Genomic DNA, 21078 nt, shown 5'->3' on the forward strand with positions numbered 1-21078 from the left:
GCTTAATGCAAAGACCCACAAATATCGTGATTTTTTTCGACTTATGAAAGTAATTCACATCATAAAATATCAGAATTTATCCTAAAAAACAGAGACAATTTTTAAATAAAAAAACAATAAAGTTACAATCCAGATCCGAATTGATTGCAATGTTTTAAATCATATAAAGTTACCGTGATTTTATCCGTAACTTTAAACTTGAAAAATTAAATTTATGGATGATTTTATTGCTGCACGTGCCCAAATGGCGCTTTCTTTAGGTTTTCATATCATCTTCGCCTGTGTTGGAATGGTCATGCCTTTTTTAATGGCTTTCGCTCATTGGAAATATCTCAAAACCGGAAACGAAATTTATAAAGGGCTTACCAAAGCTTGGAGCAAAGGAGTTGCAATTCTTTTTGCTACCGGTGCAGTTTCCGGAACAATGCTTTCGTTCGAACTCGGATTGCTTTGGCCAGGTTTTATGAAACACGCCGGACCTATTTTCGGAATGCCGTTTTCTCTTGAAGGAACAGCATTTTTTATTGAAGCGATTGCCATTGGCTTTTTTCTTTATGGTTGGGATAAATTCAACAAATGGTTCCATTGGTTTTGTGGATTTTTGGTCGGCTTAAGTGGTTTAGCTTCAGGAATTTTAGTGGTTGCAGCAAATGCATGGATGAATTCACCAACCGGATTTGACTATATCAATGGACAATACATCAACATAGATCCTATAAAAGCCATGTTTAATGATGCTTGGTTTCCGCAGGCATTGCACATGACAGTTGCTGCTTTTTGTGCGACAGGATTTGTAGTTGCGGGAGTTCATGCCTTTTTAATTATGCGAAAAAAAAATGTAGAATTCCATACTAAAGCATTTAGAATTGCTGCTGCTTTTGCAATGATTGGAGCTTTTGGTGCGCCTTTGAGTGGTGATGTTGCTGCAAAATCTGTTGCAGAAAGACAGCCTATAAAACTCGCTGCAATGGAAGCTCATTTTGAAACAGAAAAAGGTGCTGCTTTTGTATTAGGCGGAATTCCTGATGAAGAAAAAGGAGAAATTAAATATGCTATAAAAATTCCAAAAGTTTTAAGCTTTTTGGTGAGTAATGATTTTAATTCGGAAGTGAAAGGATTGAATGATTTTCCAAGAGATGAATGGCCTCCGGTTGCTGTGGTACACTACGCTTTTCAGATTATGATTTTCTTCGGCGTTGTGATGATTTGTATTGGAAGTCTGTATCTTTATGCTTTCTTTTTCAAAAAAGATTGGCTGAATAAAAACTGGCTGTTAAAAACATTCCTTTTTGCCACACCTTTCGGATATATTGCTTTGGAAGCAGGTTGGACAGTCACCGAAGTCGGCAGACAACCCTGGATTATCTATGGAATCATGAAAACCGTTGACGCTGTTACACCAATGCCCGGAATTCAGTATTCATTTTATTTCTTCACAGCTATATTTATTTCATTATCATTGATTATTATTTTCCTTTTGAGAAGACAAATACAAATGGTTCCTAAGCTTTACGATCCTACAGACCCTCAGTTTAATTCTAAAAACAAAAAATCATGATCTACGTTGTAATTGGTTTTCTATGGCTTTCCGTATGTCTTTATGTGATTTTGGGTGGCGCTGATTTCGGAGCCGGAATTGTAGAATTAATGACCAAAAAGAAAAACAGAAAGTACACCGAAAAAATCATGTACGAGTCGATTGCTCCCGTTTGGGAAGCCAATCACATGTGGCTCATCATTGCGATTGTAATTCTGTTTGTAGGATTTCCTGAAATCTACACCACCTTATCAACTTACCTTCACATTCCGTTAGTATTAATGCTTGTCGGAATTATTGCAAGAGGTACAGCATTTACTTTCAGACATTACGATGCCGTGGAAGACCGATGGCAGATTATTTATACTCAGATTTTCTATTATGCAAGTCTTTTAACTCCTTTTTTCTTAGGTTTAATAGCGGCTGCAACTGTTTCGCAATCTATTAATCCTGATGCAAATAACTTTTTAGACCTGTATGTTTTTAGTTGGCTAAATTGGTTTGGTGTTGCTGTAGGATTGTTTACCGTTTCACTTTGTGCTTATTTGGCATCTATTTTTTCTTTACGGGAAACCAGCGATAGACTGGAATTAGAATTAATGATTCACAAATCACATCAAACAATGATTTTTGTAGTCATTACAGGATTATTGGTATTTTTAGCAGCATATCTTTCCGGTATTCCTTTAACAAAATGGATTTTCTCAAAATATCTTGGGGTGATGTCAATTAGTTTTGCCACCGTTGCTTTAGGTTTAATTTTAAGAGCGATGCATAAGAAGAAATTACTTCCGGTAAGAGCTTTGGCCGGATTTCAAATCATTATGATTCTGGTTGCAGCAACTTATCAGCACAATCCTGATATTATTTTATTAGGAAACGGACAGCACCTCTCATTATTAGAACATATTGCTTCTCCAAAAACTATTTCGGCTTTAGGATGGGCTTTGTTATTGGGTTCCCTATTTATTTTACCTTTTTTATTTTATCTGATGTTTTCATTTACCAAACAAAGAAAATAAATTGGTTTAAAAAATAATTTAAATGAATTTAAATAAAGAATATCATCTTAAAGATTATGAACTAGTCTCTTTTAAACCCTATCTCTATAGACTTTTTAAAAGTAAGCAAAATACATTTTTACTGGAGATAACCTGCGGAATGCATGGAATTTGGCACGTTTGGATTAAATTAAACCAAGAAGAAATATCTTTATATAAAGAAGAAAACGACTCCGCTTTGGAAAAAATTGCAGGAATATTTTCTTATTATTGCTATGATGAAGAATATAAAAAAAGATATGTGGAAGTCATTCAATAAACAACCTCGAGATATTCTTTTAGAATAATTTTGAAACCCAGAAAATATCTACATTGTTTTAGGCCAGTTTATATCCAATGTTCTAACAGGGAACGGAACATTGATTTTATGCAAATCAAAAGCTTTTTTTATAGAAACAATTGCATTATGCCCTACTGTAAGATAATCTATTTGCTCAGCAGAATTGCACCATAAACGAACTGTAAAATTGATCGAACTATCACCAAATTCCTCGTAAAAAAGTGTAATTTTTTCTTCAGGAGCAAGTCCTTCAATATTTTTTAAAGCATCTACAGCTATTTGAGCCACTTTTTCCAGATTAGAATCATAAGAAACTCCTACCTTAAGATCAAGACGACGTTTACCTAAAATTGAATAATTTTCTACAGGATTCTGAAAGACATCTTTATTCGGAATAATAACTATTTTCCCTTGAAAAGTTTTGATAACAGTATCACGAAGGTTTACTTCCATTACTTTTCCCATATAATTTTTAACCGAAACAATATCACCGATATGCAAAGGTTTACGGAACGATATAAAAATACCCGAAATAAAATTGGATGCGATATCTTGGAATGCAAACGCTAAAGCCAACCCAAAAATTCCGGCTCCGGCAAGAATGGAAGTGACTGCTTTATCGAGTTTTAAAATACTCAGCGCCGTAAAAAAAACGATGCCAAGAGCAGTAATATAAATAAATGTACTGAATAGATTGGTTATGGTATGATTGGAAGAAATTTTTTTGAAAATTTTTAATGTCAGCTTACGAATCCATTTTGCAATAAAAAATCCGATTAATAAAACAAATACTGCCAAAAGCAGATTGGGTAAAATTTCTACAATTTCGCGAAACCAGAGGTTAAGTTTTTCATCGATTAGCTCTATAGCTTTGTTTAAATCAAACATAGTTTAAAGATTTTGTGTTTTTTGGGCTACTTCAGTCTTAGTAAATTTATAAAAAAATAAATAAGTATAACTTTTTTCTAAAATTTCAAATTTTTAAAGCATTATTTTTTGATCAAGACCAATTCGACACGGCGGTTTTTCATGCGATCTTCTTCTGTTTCCTCGGGATAGACCACAGGATTGAGATGACCAAGTCCTCTTGCAGTAATTCTGCTCGATTCAATTCCGCTTTTCAACAGAAATTCTTTGATTGCATTGGCTCTGGTGAAAGAAAGATTGAATGTTTTTAAATCTAAATCTTCACCATCAAAATTTTCGTAGTCGCAACAGATATGTCCTTGCAATTCGATTTCTAATGTTGGGTTTTCTTTCAGCATTTTTAAAAGTTTCACAATCTCAGATTGTCCTTTCGAAAGCCAAACATGACGACCACCAACAAAACTCACATTCGGAAGCGCAAAAGTATCTTTCACTTTCATCTGAGAAATTTCCATACTTAAAAAACTGGGCAAAGCATTTCTTGAAATTTTCTCTCCCGAAGCAAAAGTTTTTTCGATAAAAATATCGACTCTACGGTTCTTCGCACGTAATTCGTCGGTACTGTTGTCATTGATTTGTTTCTCTTCACCCAAACCAATAACACTGATTAATTGTATATTTTCTGAAATTGCATTCTGAAGATAATTACGAACTGTATTTGCACGATTTTCTGAAAGTTTCACGTTATATTCATTTGTTCCGGAAGAATCACAGTTTCCAAAAATTTTGAATTTTAAACTGGTTCTCAATTGTACTAAACTATCCAGTTTTTGTTTAGATTCAGGATTTATTTCGTAAGAATTGTGTGCAAAATAAACAGAGGTCATCATTTGCGCATTCAATCCTGTTGAAATTAAAAAGAACAAAACAAAGTATTTCATCGGGTTTTGAGTTTCCTTTAGAACGGAAAAATATTTAATTATTGTTTTAGAAAACAAAAAATCCTGAAAATAATTTCAGGATTTTAAAATATAATTTTTAAAACTCTTTTATAAACGATTCTATAGGATTTGTTAATCTCGCTTACTTTCCATGTTTCTCCAATATTCTATCATCTCATCTTTAGAAAAGAGCTTATTGACAATTGTCCCAAGTCCAGGTAAATATTTATCGTCAGATGTAATTTCATCTTTAAATTCCTGTCCAATAAAAAAATACCAATTTTTATCAATTGTTAATTGAGTCCTTGAAAATTCTCTAATTGGGCCAAAAACAGAATCAGAATCAATTTTTACAGTTTTAAATTGTAAGGCCTTACTTTTATTTTCAAATGCACTCTCAACTATAGTATCAGATTTTTGCTGAAGTCTATTATGCATATCTTGAACCCATCCCTCACCATAAACTTGACTCCAAAGATAAACAGGTTGATTACTTAAATTAAGATAACCTCCTTTTTCTTTGAATTCTGGTGTTACCACAAATACAGTATCTAATAATTTTTTATCTGCAAAAGAATATACTTTATGTTTACCTATGGAAAGACTTATATGAGAACCTGATTTTGAAGGAAGCTCAAAACTCATATCATCAATTTTTACTTTCATAACATCATCATAAGGATTGTAAATTTCTATTTTATCAACCTTTGTACAAGAAGAAGTGAAAATTAATAATATAAATAGATAAGCTCTCATTAAAAGCAAATATTACACTAACAAATTTTTTAAACCAATTTCATCAAAACAACTTCGTCAATTTTCTCTACTTTTACCAAGTTTCCTTTCGTTAAAGTTTTAGAAGCCTTATCCCATTTTTTACCTGATAATTTACTCATCGTTTTCACTTCAGCCAAAGCAATTTGCTCACCTGATTTCAATATATCAAGAATCAAATGCTCATCTTCTCCCAATTCGATTTGAGGAGCCAATTTTTCCGGTTTCATTTGAGGGAAGAATAATACTTCCTGAATTGAAGGATTGTTGGTTAAGAACATGATCAATCTATCCATTCCGATTCCCATTCCTGAAGTTGGCGGCATTCCGTATTCTAAAGCTCTCAAGAAATCTTCATCGATAAATTGCCCTGCTTCATCGTCTCCCTTTTCAGCTAATTTTAATTGGTCTTCAAAACGTGCTCTTTGGTCGATCGGGTCATTTAATTCTGAATAAGCATTTGCGATTTCTTTACCACAAACCATTAATTCAAAACGTTCCGTCAAACCTTCTTGGCTTCTGTGTTTTTTAGTCAAAGGCGACATTTCTACCGGATAATCGGTAATGAAAGTTGGCTGAATAAAGTTTCCTTCACATTTTTCACCAAAAATTTCGTCGATCAATTTTCCTTTCCCCATCGTTTCGTTTACTTCGATTCCGATAGATTTAGCAAAGTCAAACAATTCCTGCTCAGATTTTCCTGTAATATCAAAACCTGTATATTTTTGAATGGCTTCTGTCATCGAAACTCTAGCATAAGGTGCTTTGAAATCAATTTCCTGATCACCGAATTTTGCTTTTGTAGTTCCGTTCACAGCTATTGCACAATGTTCTATCATTTTCTCGGTGAAATCCATCATCCAATAGTAATCTTTGTAAGCTACATAGATTTCCATAACGGTAAATTCAGGATTGTGAGTTCTGTCCATTCCTTCATTTCTGAAGTTTTTTGAGAATTCATATACTCCGTCAAAACCACCAACGATCAATCTTTTCAGATATAATTCATTCGCAATTCTCATATACAAAGGAATATCCAAAGCATTGTGATGCGTGATGAATGGTCTTGCTGCAGCTCCACCAGGAATAGCCTGTAAAACCGGAGTTTCTACTTCAATATAACCTGCATCATTAAAAAACTGACGCATTGCTGTGTACATTTTTGTTCTCTTCACGAAAGTTTCCTTTACGTGAGGATTCACAATTAAATCTACATAACGTTGTCTGTATCTTAATTCAGCATCATTGAAAGCATCGTGCACTACTCCATTCTCATCAGTTTTTGCCTGAGGAAGGGGTCTTAAAGTTTTCGTTAAAAGCGTAAAGTTTTTTACCAAAACCGTCATTTCACCAACCTGAGTTGTGAACAATTCTCCTTCGATACCGATAATATCACCGATGTCTAAAAGATGCTTATAAATGTCGTTGTATAAAGTTTTATCTTCTCCTGTACAGATTTCGTCTCTGTTGAAATATACCTGAATCTTCCCTGTAGAATCCTGCAATTCAGCAAAAGAAGCCTTCCCCTGAATTCTACGAGACATCAATCTTCCCGCAATCTTCACCTGTTTACTTTCAGAAAAATTCTGTTTTATAGATTCTGTAGTATCTGTAACGTTGTATTCTTCCGCAGGGAATGCGTTGATTCCCATTTCAACAAGCTTATTCAGCTTTTCTCTTCTAATGATTTCCTGTTCTGATAATTGCATTGTAATTCAATTTTTTCGAATTGCAAATTTATGAAATAATATCATATTTTAATATTAAAAACCCTTTCAGAATTTGAATTTCCGAAAGGGTTTCTAAAATGACGTTTTTTTCTATTTTTTACAGTAAAATCTAATGTCTAATTTTTAATCATTTTTTTAGTTACAGTGGTTCCATTTTGAAACTTCACATTCGCAAAATACACTCCTTTTGGTAATTCTGTAACGCTTTGATTGTCTTCTCTAAGAGTCTTGATTAGTTTTCCATCTGTAGAATAAATTTCAATCATAGAAACCTTTTCTTTTGATTTATAAACAAAATTTGACTTCATTGGATTCTCAAACCAAATTGATTCTTTAGAAACTTCCTCATAAACCCCAAGGTTTGATGTTATAATAAATTTACCTAAATAAATGCTATTATTGGTTCCACTTATTTCTCCCGCAACAATAATAGAATTGGGTGATATTATATTAAAACTCTCTGCCCATTCTGAAGTACTATTGGTATTGAAAATATAAATTCCATTGTTGTTAAATCCATTATCCAATGTTCCATCTAAGTTTAACCTTCCTAGTAAAAGATTTGTGGTTCCGCCATCAATACTTGCTCCACAAAAATAAATTTGATTTGAAAGTATTTTTAAACCTGAAATTATAGCATTTGCTAAAACATAGCTTCCGTTGTTTGCGAAGCTTGTTGAAAGTATTCCTGTTGAAGAATATTTTTTAATTGTTATTGTAAAATTATTTTCATTCGATAATCCATAGATAATATTTTGAGCATCATCTATTGAAATATAATCCGATGTGGCTTCTATTTCATTCGAAGATCCAAAAGAACCTACAATCACACTCCCATTTGTTCCAAATGCTGAATCTAAACTCCCATCTGTATTTACAAGAGTTATTGAATGTGTGAAGTTCTGATTGTTGGTTGATTGTACAATCAGTTTATTATTTGGACCAAGATAGATTCCGTTTGCATTTACAAGTCCCGAAATTACGGATGAAGAAATTACAACACCAGTATTTACATCAATTTTATCTAAAAATACCTGAGAAGATGTATTTCTAACAGTATATAAATTATTTCCAATCAATACATCTTCTGATCCGTATATTGTTGAAGCCAATGTTACAGTACCATTTGTTCCAAATGAATTATCAAGACTTCCATCATTATTAAGCCTGATTAACGCTCCTTGTTCCGGATAAAAAATTAATATTTTATCTCCAATCAAATACAAATTGGCAGAATAAGCATTTGCATTTTGAAAAGAAATAAAATACCCTGAATTCGCAAATGTTGTATCAAGAACTCCATCCGAATTAAATCTTGCAATAAAAACCTCATCGTTATTAGCACCATTAATTCGCATTCCTGCGACAATTATCTTTCCATCAGGCTGAACAATCGATTTTATAATCGAATATCCTTCAGTCTGATAATTTAGCACAGAAACACCGTTGGTTCCAAAAGTATTGTCTGTTGTAACAGATTGTGCGTTTAGAAATATGGCTGTGATACAGCCTAAGATTGTAATAATTTTTTTCATTATGTGTGTTTTAAAATTTTTATGCTTTTAATTTTAGATGAAGCATACAAAATCATTTGTTGTAAAATTAATATTTTTTTTTACAAGTCTGACTTTTTTTATTTAAAAATTCACAACATGATTATTAAAACCAATCTTTCCTTTTTTCTTTTGGAATAAATGTCCACGCTAATATTCTGCTGATTTTCTGTCCTTGCGCCATATCGATAGTTTTTACCTCAACAGCTTTTACTTTGTTTAAAAGAGAATTCAGCTTAAAAAGATTTTCCTGTTTTGAAACCAAACACGTAAACCAAAGAATTTGGGATGAGAATAAAGCACTTTCTTCAATCATTTTTGAGATAAAAGCCAATTCGCCACCTTCGCACCATAACTCAGATTGTTGTCCTCCAAAATTGAGATTGGTTTTTGAAGTCTTTGATTTTTTAAGATTTTTTGTCTTCCTTAGATTTCCTTTCATTGCAGATTCTTCGGAATCATGGAAAGGTGGATTACACATCGAGAATGTGAATCGATTTTCGGGAGAAAGAATATTTTTGAATATAAAATTCGAATCCGGTTGAAATTTCAACTGAATATGGGCTGAGAAATCAGGATTATCATCTAAAATCTTCTGAGCATTTTCCAAAGATTTCTGATTAATATCGGTTCCCAACATTCCCCAACCGTAAGATTGATGGGCAATTAAAGGATACACCAAATTCGCTCCTGTTCCGATATCAAGACCTTTTACGGAAATACCTCTTGGAATTTCTTTAGAATTTTCAGTCAATAAATCTGCGAGATAATGAATATAATCTGCACGCCCAGGAATTGGCGGACAAAGATTCTGGTCTGGAATATCCCAGTTTTTAATTCCATAAAAATGCTGCAACAAGGCTTTATTTAGCAATTTAACAGCTTTTGGAATACTGAAATTAATGGTCTGAGTACCGTAAGAATTGACGAAAACATAATGTTTCAATTCTGGCACACAAGAAATCAGCTGTTCAAAATCGTAAGAATTTCGGTGCAGATTTCTTGGGTGCAGAGTTGATTTTTCGACAGTCATTTATTTTTTCTGACTTAAAATATATTCTACCATTTTTTTGGCGTCATCTTTAGAAACTTGTGGGTGTGGCTGCATTGGTACGCTTCCCCAAACACCGCTTCCGCCTTCAATAATTTTTGAAGCCAAGATTTCGATATCTTTTTCAGAATATTTCTCAGCAATTTCTTTATAAGATGGGCCTATCGTTCTTTCCACAGCATTATGACATGCCATACAATCAGAACCTTCAATTAAATCTTTTCCCGAAACATTGCTATTTACAGGAGTCGAAATATCTGTAGAATCTGTTGATAAAGCTTGTGAATCTTCTTTTTTAGAACAGGAAACAATAAATAAGCTTATCAATCCTGTCAAAAACAGTTTTTTCATTATTTTGCAGCTGTAGAATCTGTTGCAGGTGCAGGTGTTGCTGCTACTGGAGCTGGTGTAGATTTAGTAGAATCTACTACTGTAGGTGCTGCTGGCTCTTCTAGCATAACGTTGCTGTCTTGTAGAGATTTGTCAGCTTTTTTTGAGCAGCTTACTGCGAATATACTTCCGATAAATGCGATTGCCAATACTTTTTTCATAGGTAACTTTCTATATTATTTTTTAATATTTCAGTGAAAGAAATCCATAATCTCTCACTTTTTTTATTTGCTGACAAAAATATAAAAATAAAGTTTCAAATACGAGATTTAAAGCTATTTTAAATCATATTTAAACAGATTCCAAGAAACTGAAAATAAATTTTATCTAATTTTTTTGTTTTTGATAATAAAAAAATTTCTACATTTGCCTCATGATTATTTCTAACAACAAAAATTGGTGGTGGCACTCAAACTCTTCGTCGGGTCTGATGCTATTGTCGTGTTGTTAAATTACAGCTTGAATTCTATAGAAAAATATACAGAGACTTTGACGATTGCGTTGAAGTCTTTTTTTGTTCCATATCTAAAAATTTATAAAAATGTTTAACAATACAATCAATATAAAAACCACCTCAAAAAAAACATTGGGAGACCTTCAAACTCCGATGAATATTTACCTTCAGATAAGAGATAAATTTCGCGATACCATTTTGCTTGAAAGTTCAGATGCAAAAAATATCGACAACAATTTTTCTTTCATTGCGGTAAACGCGATTGCCGGAATTGAAATAAAAAATCTTCATGAGTATGAAATCAAATTCCCCAATGAAAATCCTGAGAAAAAATCGTTAGAAAACATAGAAGTGACGCAGTTACTGAATGATTTTTCTAAAGTTTTTGTTTGTGAAAAACCCAACGACAAAATAGAAGAAACGGCACAAAGTCTTTTCGGATACACAAGTTTTGAGGCTGTTCCGTTTTTTGAAAACATCAGTTTTAAACCTCAAAGCAAAGAAGTTGAAATCCCGATTCTTCGTTACAGACTGTACCAATATGTGATTGCCATTAATCATTTTAATGATGAAATGCATATTATCGAAAATCAAATTGATGGTGTAAAATCTGAAATGCTCTTGCTACAGGATTTAATTAAAAATAAAAATGCACTCGTTTATCCATTCGAAAAAGATGGTTTTGAATCCTCAAATCTTACCGATGATGAATATTTGGAATTGGTAGATAAAGCCCAAAAACATTGTAAAAGAGGTGATGTATTTCAATTAGTTTTGAGCAGAAGGTTTGAGCAGAAATTTAAAGGTGACGAGTTTAATGTATATCGTGCTTTGAGAAATATCAATCCATCGCCTTACTTATTCTTTTTTGACTACGGAAACTATAAACTATTTGGTTCAAGCCCTGAAAGTCAGTTAATTATTAAAAACAACAAAGCCATCATCCACCCTATTGCAGGAACTTTTAAAAGAAGCGGAGATTTCGAAACCGATCTACAATCTGCAGAAGCCTTAAAAAAAGACCCGAAAGAAAATGCAGAACATACGATGTTGGTAGATTTAGCCAGAAACGACTTAGGAAAAAAAGGAAAAAATGTAACTGTAACTAAGTTAAAAGAAATTCAGCTTTTCTCCCACGTTATTCACATGGTAAGTGAAGTTACTGCTGAATTGGAAGAAAACACCAACCCTTTTGACATTGTTTCTGATACTTTCCCACAGGGAACTTTAAGCGGAGCGCCAAAATACAAAGCCCTTCAACTTATTAATGAATACGAAAAAGATTCGCGCGGTTATTACGGCGGTTGCATCGGAATGATTGGTTTGAATGGCGATTGTAATCAGGCAATTATGATTCGAACATTTTTAAGCAAGAACAATACTTTATTTTATCAGGCAGGAGCTGGTCTGGTTGCGAAATCAATCCCTCAAAATGAGCTAGAAGAAGTAAATAATAAACTAAATGCTTTAAAAAAAGCGGTTGAAAAAGCGGAGAGATTAGTTGTTGGTTGATAGTTGTTAGTTTTTAGAATAAAATACAAATATGGAATATAAAGATTTAGAAGTATGGATCGAAGCAAGAAAATTAACAAAACTTGTTTATGACTCGACCAAAAGTTATCCAAAAGAAGAGATTTTTGGGTTAACAAACCAAATGAGAAGATGTGCAGTTTCAGTTCCCTCAAATATTGCCGAAGGCTGCGGAAGAAATACAGCAAAAGAAACAATACATTTTCTATTTATTGCGAGAGGTTCTCTTTTTGAACTTGAAACACAATTTTACTTATCGTTAGACTTAACATACATAAATAATGAAGATTTCAAAATTATTTCAAATCAAATAATACTTTGTAAAAAGTTAATCAACGGATTTATTAATTATTACAGAACAAAATAATGACAAATATAAAACCATCAACCAACAACCATCAACCAACAACCAAAACCCTCGTATTCGACAACTACGATAGCTTTACCTACAACCTTGTTCAGATGATTGAGCAAATTCTGAATCAAAAAGTTGATGTTTATCGAAATGATGAAATTTCGTTAGAAGAAATTGAGAAGTATGATAAAATCATTCTTTCTCCAGGACCAGGAATTCCCGAAGAAGCTGGAATTTTACTGAATGTAATCAAAAAATACGCTCCAACAAAAAGTATTTTAGGAGTTTGTCTTGGTCAACAGGCAATCGCTGAAGCTTTTGGAGGAAGCTTAATCAATCTTACAGAGATTTTTCATGGGGTAGCAACAGAAGCAATCCAAATCAGCGAGCATAAAATTTTCAATGATTTACCTCCAACTTTAGAAGTCGGGAGATATCACAGTTGGGCAGTGAATCCTGAAAATTTCCCTGACGAATTGGAAATTACCAGTATAGACAGCAAAGGAATGATTATGAGCTTGAAACATAAAACTTATGATGTTCATGGCGTTCAATATCATCCTGAAAGTATTTTGACTCCCGATGGAAAAACCATTATTAGAAATTTTTTAATTGGTTAATAGATTTTAGTTGATAGTTGATAGTTGATAGAAAATTATTCTAAAAATACTTTAAAACTAACAAGCAATCACTAACAACCAGCAACCATTTACTATTATGAAAGAAATATTAGAATATCTTTTCAATCACCACACTTTGTCAAAATCGCAGGCAAAAGCTATTATGATTGAGATTGCTCAAAATAAATTTAACGCTACTGAAGTCACTTCCTTTATCAGTATTTTTCTAATGCGAAATATTACCTTGGAAGAATTGAAAGGTTTCCGAGAAGCACTTCTTCAAATGGCGATTCCGGTTAATTTGAATACTAATGACAGCATCGACATTGTGGGAACCGGTGGTGATGGAAAAAATACCATCAACATTTCTACTTTAGCAAGTTTTGTTGTTGCAGGAGCCGGACAAAAAGTAACCAAACACGGAAACTATGGTGCATCAACGGTTACGGGTTCATCCAATGTTTTAGAGGCTTTAGGTTATCAATTCAAAAAAACATCAGACGAGCTTAATCAAGATTTAGAAAAAGCGAATATCTGTTTTCTTCACGCTCCCTATTTTCATCCAGCGTTGCAATCCGTTGGAGCTTTGCGAAAATCTTTAGGCTTGCGTACTTTTTTTAATTTACTTGGTCCATTAGTAAATCCTGCAAAACCACAGTTTTCTGTGATAGGAGTTTATAATCTGGAGATTGCAAGAATATATCAGTATCTGCTTCAAAAAGAAAATCAGGAATTTGTTTTAGTTCATGGAATGGATGGATATGATGAAATCAGCCTTACTCAAGACAGTAAAATCATCACGAAAAGCGGTGAAAATATTTATTCCGCAGAAGATTTAGGTTTCAAACCTGTTGATGCTGAAAACATAGAAGCAGGAAAAACCATCGAAGAAACAGCAAAAATTTTCAAAAATATCTTAGAAAGAAAAGGTACAGATTCTCAAAATGCTGTGGTTTTAGTCAATGCAACGGTTGCTTTGTATCACACCCAGAAATTTGGAACTTATGATGATTGTTTGACTTTAGCAAAAGAAAGTTTGTTTGAAGGAAAAGCGTTGAATAGTTTACAGTTATTAGTTGATGGTTGATAGTTTTTTTCCATACTACAAAAATCCATCAACTAACAACAATTAACCATCAACCTAAAAAATGAACATTTTAGATAAAATCATAGCAAGAAAAAAACAGGAAATAAAAGATTCAAAATCTAAAGTTTCTGTGGAACAGCTTAAAGATTCAGAATTTTTCGGAAGAAAAACTTTTTCTCTGAAAGAAACTCTAGAATCAAAATCAGGAATTATTGCTGAATTTAAAAGACGGTCGCCTTCAAAAGGGATTATTAATAATCAAATTTCGCCTTTAGAAGTGGCTTCAACTTATGAAAAATTTGGAGCAAGCGGAATTTCTATTCTTACTGATAAAGATTTTTTCGGCGGAAGTTTTGACGATATTTTGAATGTAAGAAATCACATCCAGATTCCAATTCTAAGAAAAGATTTTATGGTTGATGAATATCAATTTTATGAAGCCAAATCAATCGGAGCCGATGTAATTTTATTGATTGCGGCTTGTCTTTCTCCCAATCAGGTCTTAGAATTTACAAAATTGGCTCATTCCTTAAATCTTGAAGTTTTATTAGAAATTCACACCGAAGAAGAACTTCAACACATTCATAAAAGCATTGATTTTGTAGGAATTAACAACAGAAATTTAAAAGATTTCAAGGTTGATTTACAACATTCTGTAAACCTAAAAAATCAGCTTCCTGAAAATATTTTATCTGTTGCCGAAAGCGGAATTTATAACGAAGAAGATTTTATATATTTAAAAGAAAAAGGATTCAACGGTTTTTTGATGGGCGAATATTTTATGAAAAATGAAAACCCCGGAAATAAATTTTCTGAATTCGTTTCTAATGTAAAAATATAACAGTTTACCAATTTAGCAATGATTGAGAACCAACAAAAATCGACAGAAAACTCTCAACCAAAACTCAAAGTTTGCGGACTAACCCAATTTGCTCAAATTCGTGAATTAGTGGCATTAAAAGTTGATTTTCTTGGCTTTATCTTCTACGAAAAATCACCAAGATATGTTCTGAACCATTTAAATTTAAATGAAATATCAGAAATAGATCATCAAGGAAAAGTTGGGGTTTTTGTCAATGAAAATGCAGATAAAATAATAGAAATTGCTGAAAAAGCAGATTTAAATTTTATTCAGCTTCACGGCGATGAAAGTGATGATTTTATTTTGGAATTGAGAAAAAAATTAAAACCTGAAGTTAGAATCATAAAAGTCATTAGAATTGGAAACCAAAAGTCGGAAGTAAGAATAAAAATTGAAAAAGTCTTCGGCTCCGCTCAGACAGACAACCAACAACAATCAACCATCAACTATCTCCTATTCGACACCGATTCTAAAGCATTTGGAGGAACAGGAAAAACTTTCGACTGGAATATTTTAAACGAAATAGAAATCCCGATTCCGTATTTTTTAAGCGGCGGAATTTCTTTGGAAAATATTGAAGAACTGAAAAACTTTGTCAAAGTTAATCTGCATGAAAATAAAACTTTGACAAAGTTAAATACACCTTTTGCACTCGACATTAATTCAAAATTTGAAATAGAACCGGGAAATAAAGATTTGGAGAAAATAAAAGAATTTTTATCATTAATTAATTAATTAATTAATTGATATAATCATATGAAAAACCATCAATACAAATCAAAAATAAAATGGACGGGAAACACCGGTGAATCAACAAAAAACTATCGTTCTTATGAAAGAACTTATACCATATCTGTGGATGGAAAAGTTGAAATAAAAGGTTCTTCAGACCCTGCATTTTTGGGCAATCCTGAACTTCACAATCCTGAAGATTTACTGTTGGCTTCCGTTTCTTCGTGTCATCTTTTATGGTATTTGCATTTTTGTTCTGTGAATAAAATTTTGGTCTTGGAATATGAAGATCTTGTAGAAGGAACAATGATAGAAAGCGAAAACGGCAGTGGAAAGTTCACAGAAATTATCTTAAAACCCAAAATTTTGGTTGCCGAAAAAGAAATGATAGAAAAAGCAATCGAACTTCATCAAAAGGCAAATGAGTATTGTTTCATCGCCAACTCATTAAATTTTGAAGTAAAACATCAACCTGAAATTAATTACAAAAATGATTAAAACAAATTATAAAAATCCAGACGAACAAGGATATTACGGAGAATTCGGAGGTGCTTTCATCCCCGAAATGCTCTATCCAAATGTAGAAGAACTTCAAAAAAACTATCTTAAAATTATAGAATCTGAAGAATTTCAGACTGAGTATCAGGATTTGCTGAAAAACTATGTAGGTCGCGCTACTCCATTATATTTGGCGAAAAATTTAAGCGAAAAATATCAGACACAGATTTATTTAAAAAGAGAAGACCTCAACCATACCGGAGCGCATAAAATCAACAATGCTTTGGGGCAGGTTTTATTGGCAAAACGTTTAGGCAAACATAGAATCATTGCTGAAACAGGAGCCGGACAACACGGCGTTGCAACTGCTACAGCTTGTGCGCTTCTTGGTTTGGAATGTATCGTTTACATGGGCGAAATCGACATTGCAAGACAGGCTCCGAATGTTGCAAGGATGAAAATGCTTGGAGCAACCGTCGTTCCAGCTACGTCAGGTTCAAAAACGTTAAAAGATGCTGTGAATGAAGCGTTAAGAGACTGGATCAACAACTCAACCACAACCCATTACGTTATCGGAAGTGTGGTTGGTCCACATCCATTTCCCGATTTGGTCGCGAGATTTCAATCTGTGATTTCAAAGGAAATTAAGGAACAGCTTAACGAACAAATTGGTCGATCAACTCCTGATTATGTCATCGCTTGTGTGGGTGGCGGAAGCAATGCTGCAGGAACTTTCTATCATTTTGTGGAAGAAGAAAATGTAAAAATCATTGCTGCAGAAGCCGGAGGTTTTGGAGTGGATTCAGGGAAATCTGCTGCGACAACTTTTCTGGGAACTTTAGGTGTTTTGCACGGAAGTAAAAGCTTGGTGATGCAGACAAAAGACGGACAGGTTATCGAACCACACTCTATTTCTGCAGGTTTAGATTACCCGGGAATCGGACCTTTTCATGCGCATTTATTTAAAGAAAATCGTGCGGAATTTTTCAGTATTAACGATGATGAAGCTTTGCAATCCGCTTTTGATTTAACTAAATTGGAAGGAATTATCCCTGCCTTGGAAAGCGCTCATGCTTTAGCGGTTTTAGATAAAAAGAAATTTAACGAAAACGATATTGTCGTTATTTGCTTAAGCGGTCGTGGTGATAAGGATATGGAAACGTATTTGAAAATGCTGGAAGATGGAAGTCAGAAGACGGAAGTTTAATTCAGTAAAAAACTTCTCGGAGACTGTAAAATTTTTATCTCGCAGATTTTACAGATTACGCAGATAAAATAAATCTGCGAAATTTGCTCAATCTGCGAGAAAATAATAAATATATAGATTAATAAAAAAATGAACGATAATAACATCCAGCTTCCAGCTTCCAGCACCCAACCTAAACTCCTCAACATCTACTTCACAGCAGGAATTCCACAACTGGAAGATACCACTGAAATTATAAAACTCATTCAGGATTCCGGAGCCGATATGATGGAAATAGGAATGCCTTATTCCGACCCTGTCGCTGATGGTCCTGTCATTCAAAAAGCGCACGAACTGGCTTTAAATAACGGAATGACGATTTCAACTTTACTTTCTCAACTGAAATCTATTAAAAACGAAATCAGAATTCCAATTATATTAATGGGATACATCAATCCGGTTTTAAGTTTCGGGTTTGAAAATTTTTGCAGAGAATGTTCTGAAAGTGGAGTTTCAGGATTAATTATTCCCGATTTGCCACCGATTGAATTTGAAAAAAATTACCAGCAAATTTTAGAAAAATACAATTTAAATTTTACGTTTTTGGTAACTCCCGAAACTTCAGATGAAAGAATTTTGTATCTCGATTCATTAAGTTCAGGCTTTTTATATGCAGTAAGTTCTTCATCCACAACAGGAAATGAGAATGCTGTTTTAAAAAACGAAGAATACCTTTCAAGATTGGCTTCTCTCCCACTGAAAAATCCTGTAATGATTGGTTTTGGGATTAAATCTAAAGAAGATTTTGAAAACGTTACCCAAAAAGCAGACGGCGGAATTATCGGTACCGCCTTCGTCAACATCCTTCTGCAAAATAGAGATTGGAAGACCAAAGCCATAGATTTCATCCATTCCATAAGAGCGTAAAAATCACTAAATTTGTTTCATCAAATTAAAGAATGAATACACATCAGAATAAAGTCGTAGAATTTGAAGATTTAGGCATCAAAGAATATCAGTCCTCTTGGGATTATCAGGAAAAACTGATGAAAGATATTATTGATATTAAAGTTAAAAACAGGGATCTCCCTGCCGAGCAACATCTTACCACGCCAAATCATTTTCTTTTGGTAGAGCATCCTCACGTTTATACACTCGGCAAAAGCGGTCATGAAGAAAATATGCTTGCCGGAATCGATAAACTGAAAGAAATAGATGCCACTTTTGTAAAAGTTAATCGTGGCGGTGACATTACCTATCATGGCTACGGACAAATCGTGGGTTATCCGGTTTTAGATTTAGAAAATTTCTTCACAGATATTCATAAATACATGAGAAATCTTGAAGAAGTCATCATCAGAACCATTGCCGAATACGGATTAAAAGGCGAGCGTTCTCCCGGAGAAACCGGAGTTTGGCTGGATGTAGGAAAACCTTACGCCAGAAAAATTTGTGCGATGGGTGTAAAAGCTTCACGTTGGGTTACGCTGCATGGCTTTGCCTTAAACATCAATACCGACATGCGTTATTTTGAATACATCATTCCTTGCGGTATCAAAGACAAGCAGGTAACTTCTCTAAAAAGAGAACTGGAAAGAGAGCTTACTCCCGAAGAAATGGAAGACATTAAAGCCAAAATCAGAAAGCATTTTGCGGATGTTTTTGAGGCGGAATTGGTGATGAAGGCTTAATAAAGATATATTATATTCTATCTTAAATCTTTTCATGATGATACCAGAAGAAATAATAAAACTTGCTCAAACAGAAAAAAAACTTTTACAATCTGAGCTTGATTGTAAATTATTTGAATTGAAAGCTCTTAATTGGAGGATTTTAGAATGCATAATGTTCGTTAAAACAAATCAGGATTGTTCTTTGCAAGAAGCTAAAACAATAGTGTTAGAGTCTAAAGCTTGGATTGATAAAAAAGATGAGTTTATCAATCATCAACAAGAGCAGATGGAAGAGTTTCTTGATGCAGCAAAAAATGATATTCAGGAAATAGAACAAACTTTTTCTTCTACAACAAATGATGTCATGATTTTTTCACTGAAAAATAACCTTTAAATATTTACAAATACAAAAATCCTTTCAATTTTTTGAAAGGATTTCCTTTTGATACAATATGAATTAAACAAATCCACACTAGAGCGAGCGTCTCTCTCGTATTATCACCAAAAGCACGATTCTTGCGACAGCAAAGAAAATAATAAATGTAAAACCTCGCTCCGGTGAGGTTTTCTCATAAAAAACCACAACACCCGTTCTTTTCTATCTGAAAAAAATCTATATTTGTTACACTAACAAACTAAACACAAATGATTTATGGCATCAACCACAGAAACAGGTCATGCAAAAAACATTGCAAATTTTCAGACCTTAATTGAGTTCTTAATGGCCTATGGCTCATCCTACAATCCCTCAAAAACCAACTTGCAGTTACCCGCACTCATTGCTTTGAAAAGTTCTGCCGAAATTGCTCTCGCAGATGTTTTATCTAATCATACCATCTACAACAGAAAGGTAAGCGAAAGGCAGGAAGCTTTCAGCGGTATCAAAACGATGGCAACAAGATTCATCAACGCAATACAGGTTTCCAATGCATCTGAAGGCAGCATTAAAGAAGCAAAATTCCACAATAGAAGATTACAGGGCAAAAGAGCATCCCCTCCCAAAAACCCTGTCAGTCCCGAAACCACTCCCGCTACCATTTCCGTAAGCCAGCAATCCTATGACCAGCTCATTCAGCATTTATCAGCGCTTAAAATGGTCTTAGCAAACGAGCCCAATTATCAGCCCAATGAGCCGGAGTTGCTTGTAGACACACTTGCCTCAACCATCACAGATCTACAAAATAAAAATTTGGAGGTAATAAGAGCGTATGCTAATGTCAACAATGCAAGAATCATTAGAAACAAACTTTTATACGGTGACGAAATTGGAATTTGCGAGATCGCTTCAGACATCAAAAAATACATCAAGGCGATATTCGGAGCTACCAGTCCGGAGTTTGCACAGATAAAAGGTATAGAATTTTCTAAAATTAAAAATTAAAACCCTCACCATTATTTCTCATTAAGGACAGTACGCTCCTAAAAACAAAATCCTCTTTTAAAGCAAGAGGATTTTTCGTATCAGAAATAGAAATAAAGCTCCTCCAGAAAGAATTTAAATGACTTGAAAAAGAATTACCTCAACTTAAAAAAGAAATAAGCAAACTCAGAAAAGAATTTTACCAACTTGGAAAAGACATATTATTATCCAAAAAAGAATTATACCAACTCAAATTAGAAAGGCAACAACTTAAAGCATTCTAAAATTTAGAAATTTATTTTTTTATGAATTTCCATACATAGTAACAACTTAGTTTTTAACGATTTATTGGTCCTTCCGCAAGAATCTAAACAGACTGAAAACAAAGCAATTTAAATTCCTACGGAATAACAAAATAATTTCTGATTTTAGACTTATTAATAAAAACAGACATTCATTATTTTCTGAATGCTCACCCACAATTTCTCATATTTTATAACTTCTTGTATTTCTTTGCTAAGTTTACGCCTTTGTATA

23 protein-coding genes are annotated in these 21078 nt (G+C 33.4%); 15 read left to right on the forward strand and 8 right to left on the reverse strand.

From position 1 onward, the window contains the following. Positions 1-214 precede the first annotated feature (214 nt). Genes OEW74_RS15340 through OEW74_RS15350 form a run of 3 tightly spaced genes read left to right on the forward strand, consistent with a single transcriptional unit; the run spans position 215 to position 2857 of the window. A complete protein-coding gene (locus tag OEW74_RS15340) occupies positions 215-1558 on the forward strand; it encodes a cytochrome ubiquinol oxidase subunit I (protein WP_265429302.1) in 1344 nt (447 codons plus the stop codon). Beyond that, positions 1555-2559, forward strand: coding sequence for a cytochrome d ubiquinol oxidase subunit II (locus tag OEW74_RS15345; RefSeq protein WP_265429303.1), 1005 nt, complete (start codon positions 1555-1557; stop codon positions 2557-2559). The genes OEW74_RS15340 and OEW74_RS15345 overlap by 4 nt, the downstream gene beginning before the upstream one ends. Before the next feature lie 22 nt (positions 2560-2581). Beyond that, positions 2582-2857: a hypothetical protein gene (locus OEW74_RS15350; protein ID WP_265429304.1), complete on the forward strand. Its 276-nt coding sequence runs from the start codon at positions 2582-2584 to the stop codon at positions 2855-2857. Between the two features lie 48 nt (positions 2858-2905). Here the strand turns inward: OEW74_RS15350 and OEW74_RS15355 are convergent, their stop codons facing one another. The 8 genes from OEW74_RS15355 to OEW74_RS15390 form a co-directional block, all read right to left on the reverse strand. Continuing rightward, a complete protein-coding gene (locus OEW74_RS15355) occupies positions 2906-3766 on the reverse strand; it encodes a mechanosensitive ion channel family protein (RefSeq protein ID WP_265429305.1) in 861 nt (286 codons plus the stop codon). Positions 3767-3867: 101 nt separating this feature from the next. Continuing rightward, positions 3868-4686, reverse strand: coding sequence for an OmpA family protein (locus OEW74_RS15360; protein WP_265429306.1), 819 nt, complete (start codon positions 4684-4686; stop codon positions 3868-3870). 132 nt (positions 4687-4818) lie between these two features. Beyond that, entirely contained in the window at positions 4819-5442 is a 624-nt protein-coding gene (locus OEW74_RS15365; protein ID WP_265429307.1) for a hypothetical protein, read from the reverse strand. Positions 5443-5471: 29 nt separating this feature from the next. Continuing rightward, positions 5472-7169 carry a lysine--tRNA ligase gene (gene lysS, locus OEW74_RS15370; protein WP_265429308.1) on the reverse strand — a complete coding sequence of 566 codons (1698 nt, stop codon included), beginning with the start codon at positions 7167-7169 and terminating at the stop codon, positions 5472-5474. 137 nt (positions 7170-7306) lie between these two features. Continuing rightward, positions 7307-8725: a T9SS type A sorting domain-containing protein gene (locus OEW74_RS15375; protein ID WP_265429309.1), complete on the reverse strand. Its 1419-nt coding sequence runs from the start codon at positions 8723-8725 to the stop codon at positions 7307-7309. A 124-nt stretch (positions 8726-8849) separates the two neighbouring features. Then, a complete protein-coding gene (rlmF, locus tag OEW74_RS15380) occupies positions 8850-9776 on the reverse strand; it encodes a 23S rRNA (adenine(1618)-N(6))-methyltransferase RlmF (protein WP_265429310.1) in 927 nt (308 codons plus the stop codon). Then, complete coding sequence (locus tag OEW74_RS15385; RefSeq protein WP_265429311.1) at positions 9777-10145, reverse strand: c-type cytochrome; 369 nt, start codon at positions 10143-10145, stop codon at positions 9777-9779. After that, positions 10145-10345 carry a hypothetical protein gene (locus OEW74_RS15390; protein WP_066677951.1) on the reverse strand — a complete coding sequence of 67 codons (201 nt, stop codon included), beginning with the start codon at positions 10343-10345 and terminating at the stop codon, positions 10145-10147. The genes OEW74_RS15385 and OEW74_RS15390 overlap by 1 nt, the downstream gene beginning before the upstream one ends. A gap of 380 nt (positions 10346-10725) precedes the next feature. Between OEW74_RS15390 and OEW74_RS15395 the strand changes: the two genes are divergently transcribed. The 12 genes from OEW74_RS15395 to OEW74_RS15450 all read left to right on the forward strand — a co-directional run bounded on the left by OEW74_RS15395 (position 10726) and on the right by OEW74_RS15450 (position 20562). Then, entirely contained in the window at positions 10726-12150 is a 1425-nt protein-coding gene (locus OEW74_RS15395; RefSeq protein WP_265429312.1) for an anthranilate synthase component I family protein, read from the forward strand. Between the two features lie 31 nt (positions 12151-12181). Further along, positions 12182-12535 carry a four helix bundle protein gene (locus OEW74_RS15400; RefSeq protein WP_210150247.1) on the forward strand — a complete coding sequence of 118 codons (354 nt, stop codon included), beginning with the start codon at positions 12182-12184 and terminating at the stop codon, positions 12533-12535. Beyond that, positions 12535-13143 (forward strand): anthranilate synthase component II, encoded by a 609-nt coding sequence (locus OEW74_RS15405; RefSeq protein WP_265429313.1) that lies wholly within the window; start codon positions 12535-12537, stop codon positions 13141-13143. The genes OEW74_RS15400 and OEW74_RS15405 overlap by 1 nt, the downstream gene beginning before the upstream one ends. Before the next feature lie 97 nt (positions 13144-13240). Continuing rightward, positions 13241-14230, forward strand: a complete 990-nt coding sequence (gene trpD, locus OEW74_RS15410; protein ID WP_265429314.1) for an anthranilate phosphoribosyltransferase — start codon at positions 13241-13243, stop codon at positions 14228-14230. Positions 14231-14291: 61 nt separating this feature from the next. Continuing rightward, positions 14292-15071, forward strand: coding sequence for an indole-3-glycerol phosphate synthase TrpC (gene trpC, locus OEW74_RS15415; protein ID WP_265429315.1), 780 nt, complete (start codon positions 14292-14294; stop codon positions 15069-15071). Between the two features lie 18 nt (positions 15072-15089). Continuing rightward, positions 15090-15827: a phosphoribosylanthranilate isomerase gene (locus OEW74_RS15420; protein ID WP_265429316.1), complete on the forward strand. Its 738-nt coding sequence runs from the start codon at positions 15090-15092 to the stop codon at positions 15825-15827. A 21-nt stretch (positions 15828-15848) separates the two neighbouring features. Continuing rightward, complete coding sequence (locus OEW74_RS15425; protein WP_265429317.1) at positions 15849-16322, forward strand: OsmC family protein; 474 nt, start codon at positions 15849-15851, stop codon at positions 16320-16322. After that, complete coding sequence (trpB, locus tag OEW74_RS15430; protein WP_265429318.1) at positions 16315-17529, forward strand: tryptophan synthase subunit beta; 1215 nt, start codon at positions 16315-16317, stop codon at positions 17527-17529. Before OEW74_RS15425 ends, trpB begins: the two co-directional genes overlap by 8 nt. Positions 17530-17658: 129 nt before the next feature. Beyond that, positions 17659-18435, forward strand: a complete 777-nt coding sequence (trpA, locus tag OEW74_RS15435; protein WP_265429319.1) for a tryptophan synthase subunit alpha — start codon at positions 17659-17661, stop codon at positions 18433-18435. A 32-nt stretch (positions 18436-18467) separates the two neighbouring features. Beyond that, positions 18468-19199: a lipoyl(octanoyl) transferase LipB gene (gene lipB / locus OEW74_RS15440; protein WP_265429320.1), complete on the forward strand. Its 732-nt coding sequence runs from the start codon at positions 18468-18470 to the stop codon at positions 19197-19199. 37 nt (positions 19200-19236) lie between these two features. Further along, positions 19237-19575, forward strand: coding sequence for a hypothetical protein (locus OEW74_RS15445; RefSeq protein WP_265429321.1), 339 nt, complete (start codon positions 19237-19239; stop codon positions 19573-19575). Between the two features lie 258 nt (positions 19576-19833). Then, positions 19834-20562: a hypothetical protein gene (locus tag OEW74_RS15450; protein WP_265429322.1), complete on the forward strand. Its 729-nt coding sequence runs from the start codon at positions 19834-19836 to the stop codon at positions 20560-20562. Positions 20563-21078 lie beyond the last annotated feature (516 nt).

Origin of the sequence: Chryseobacterium sp. YIM B08800, assembly GCF_026163565.1 — a bacterium.
In the GTDB taxonomy this organism is placed as follows: domain Bacteria; phylum Bacteroidota; class Bacteroidia; order Flavobacteriales; family Weeksellaceae; genus Chryseobacterium.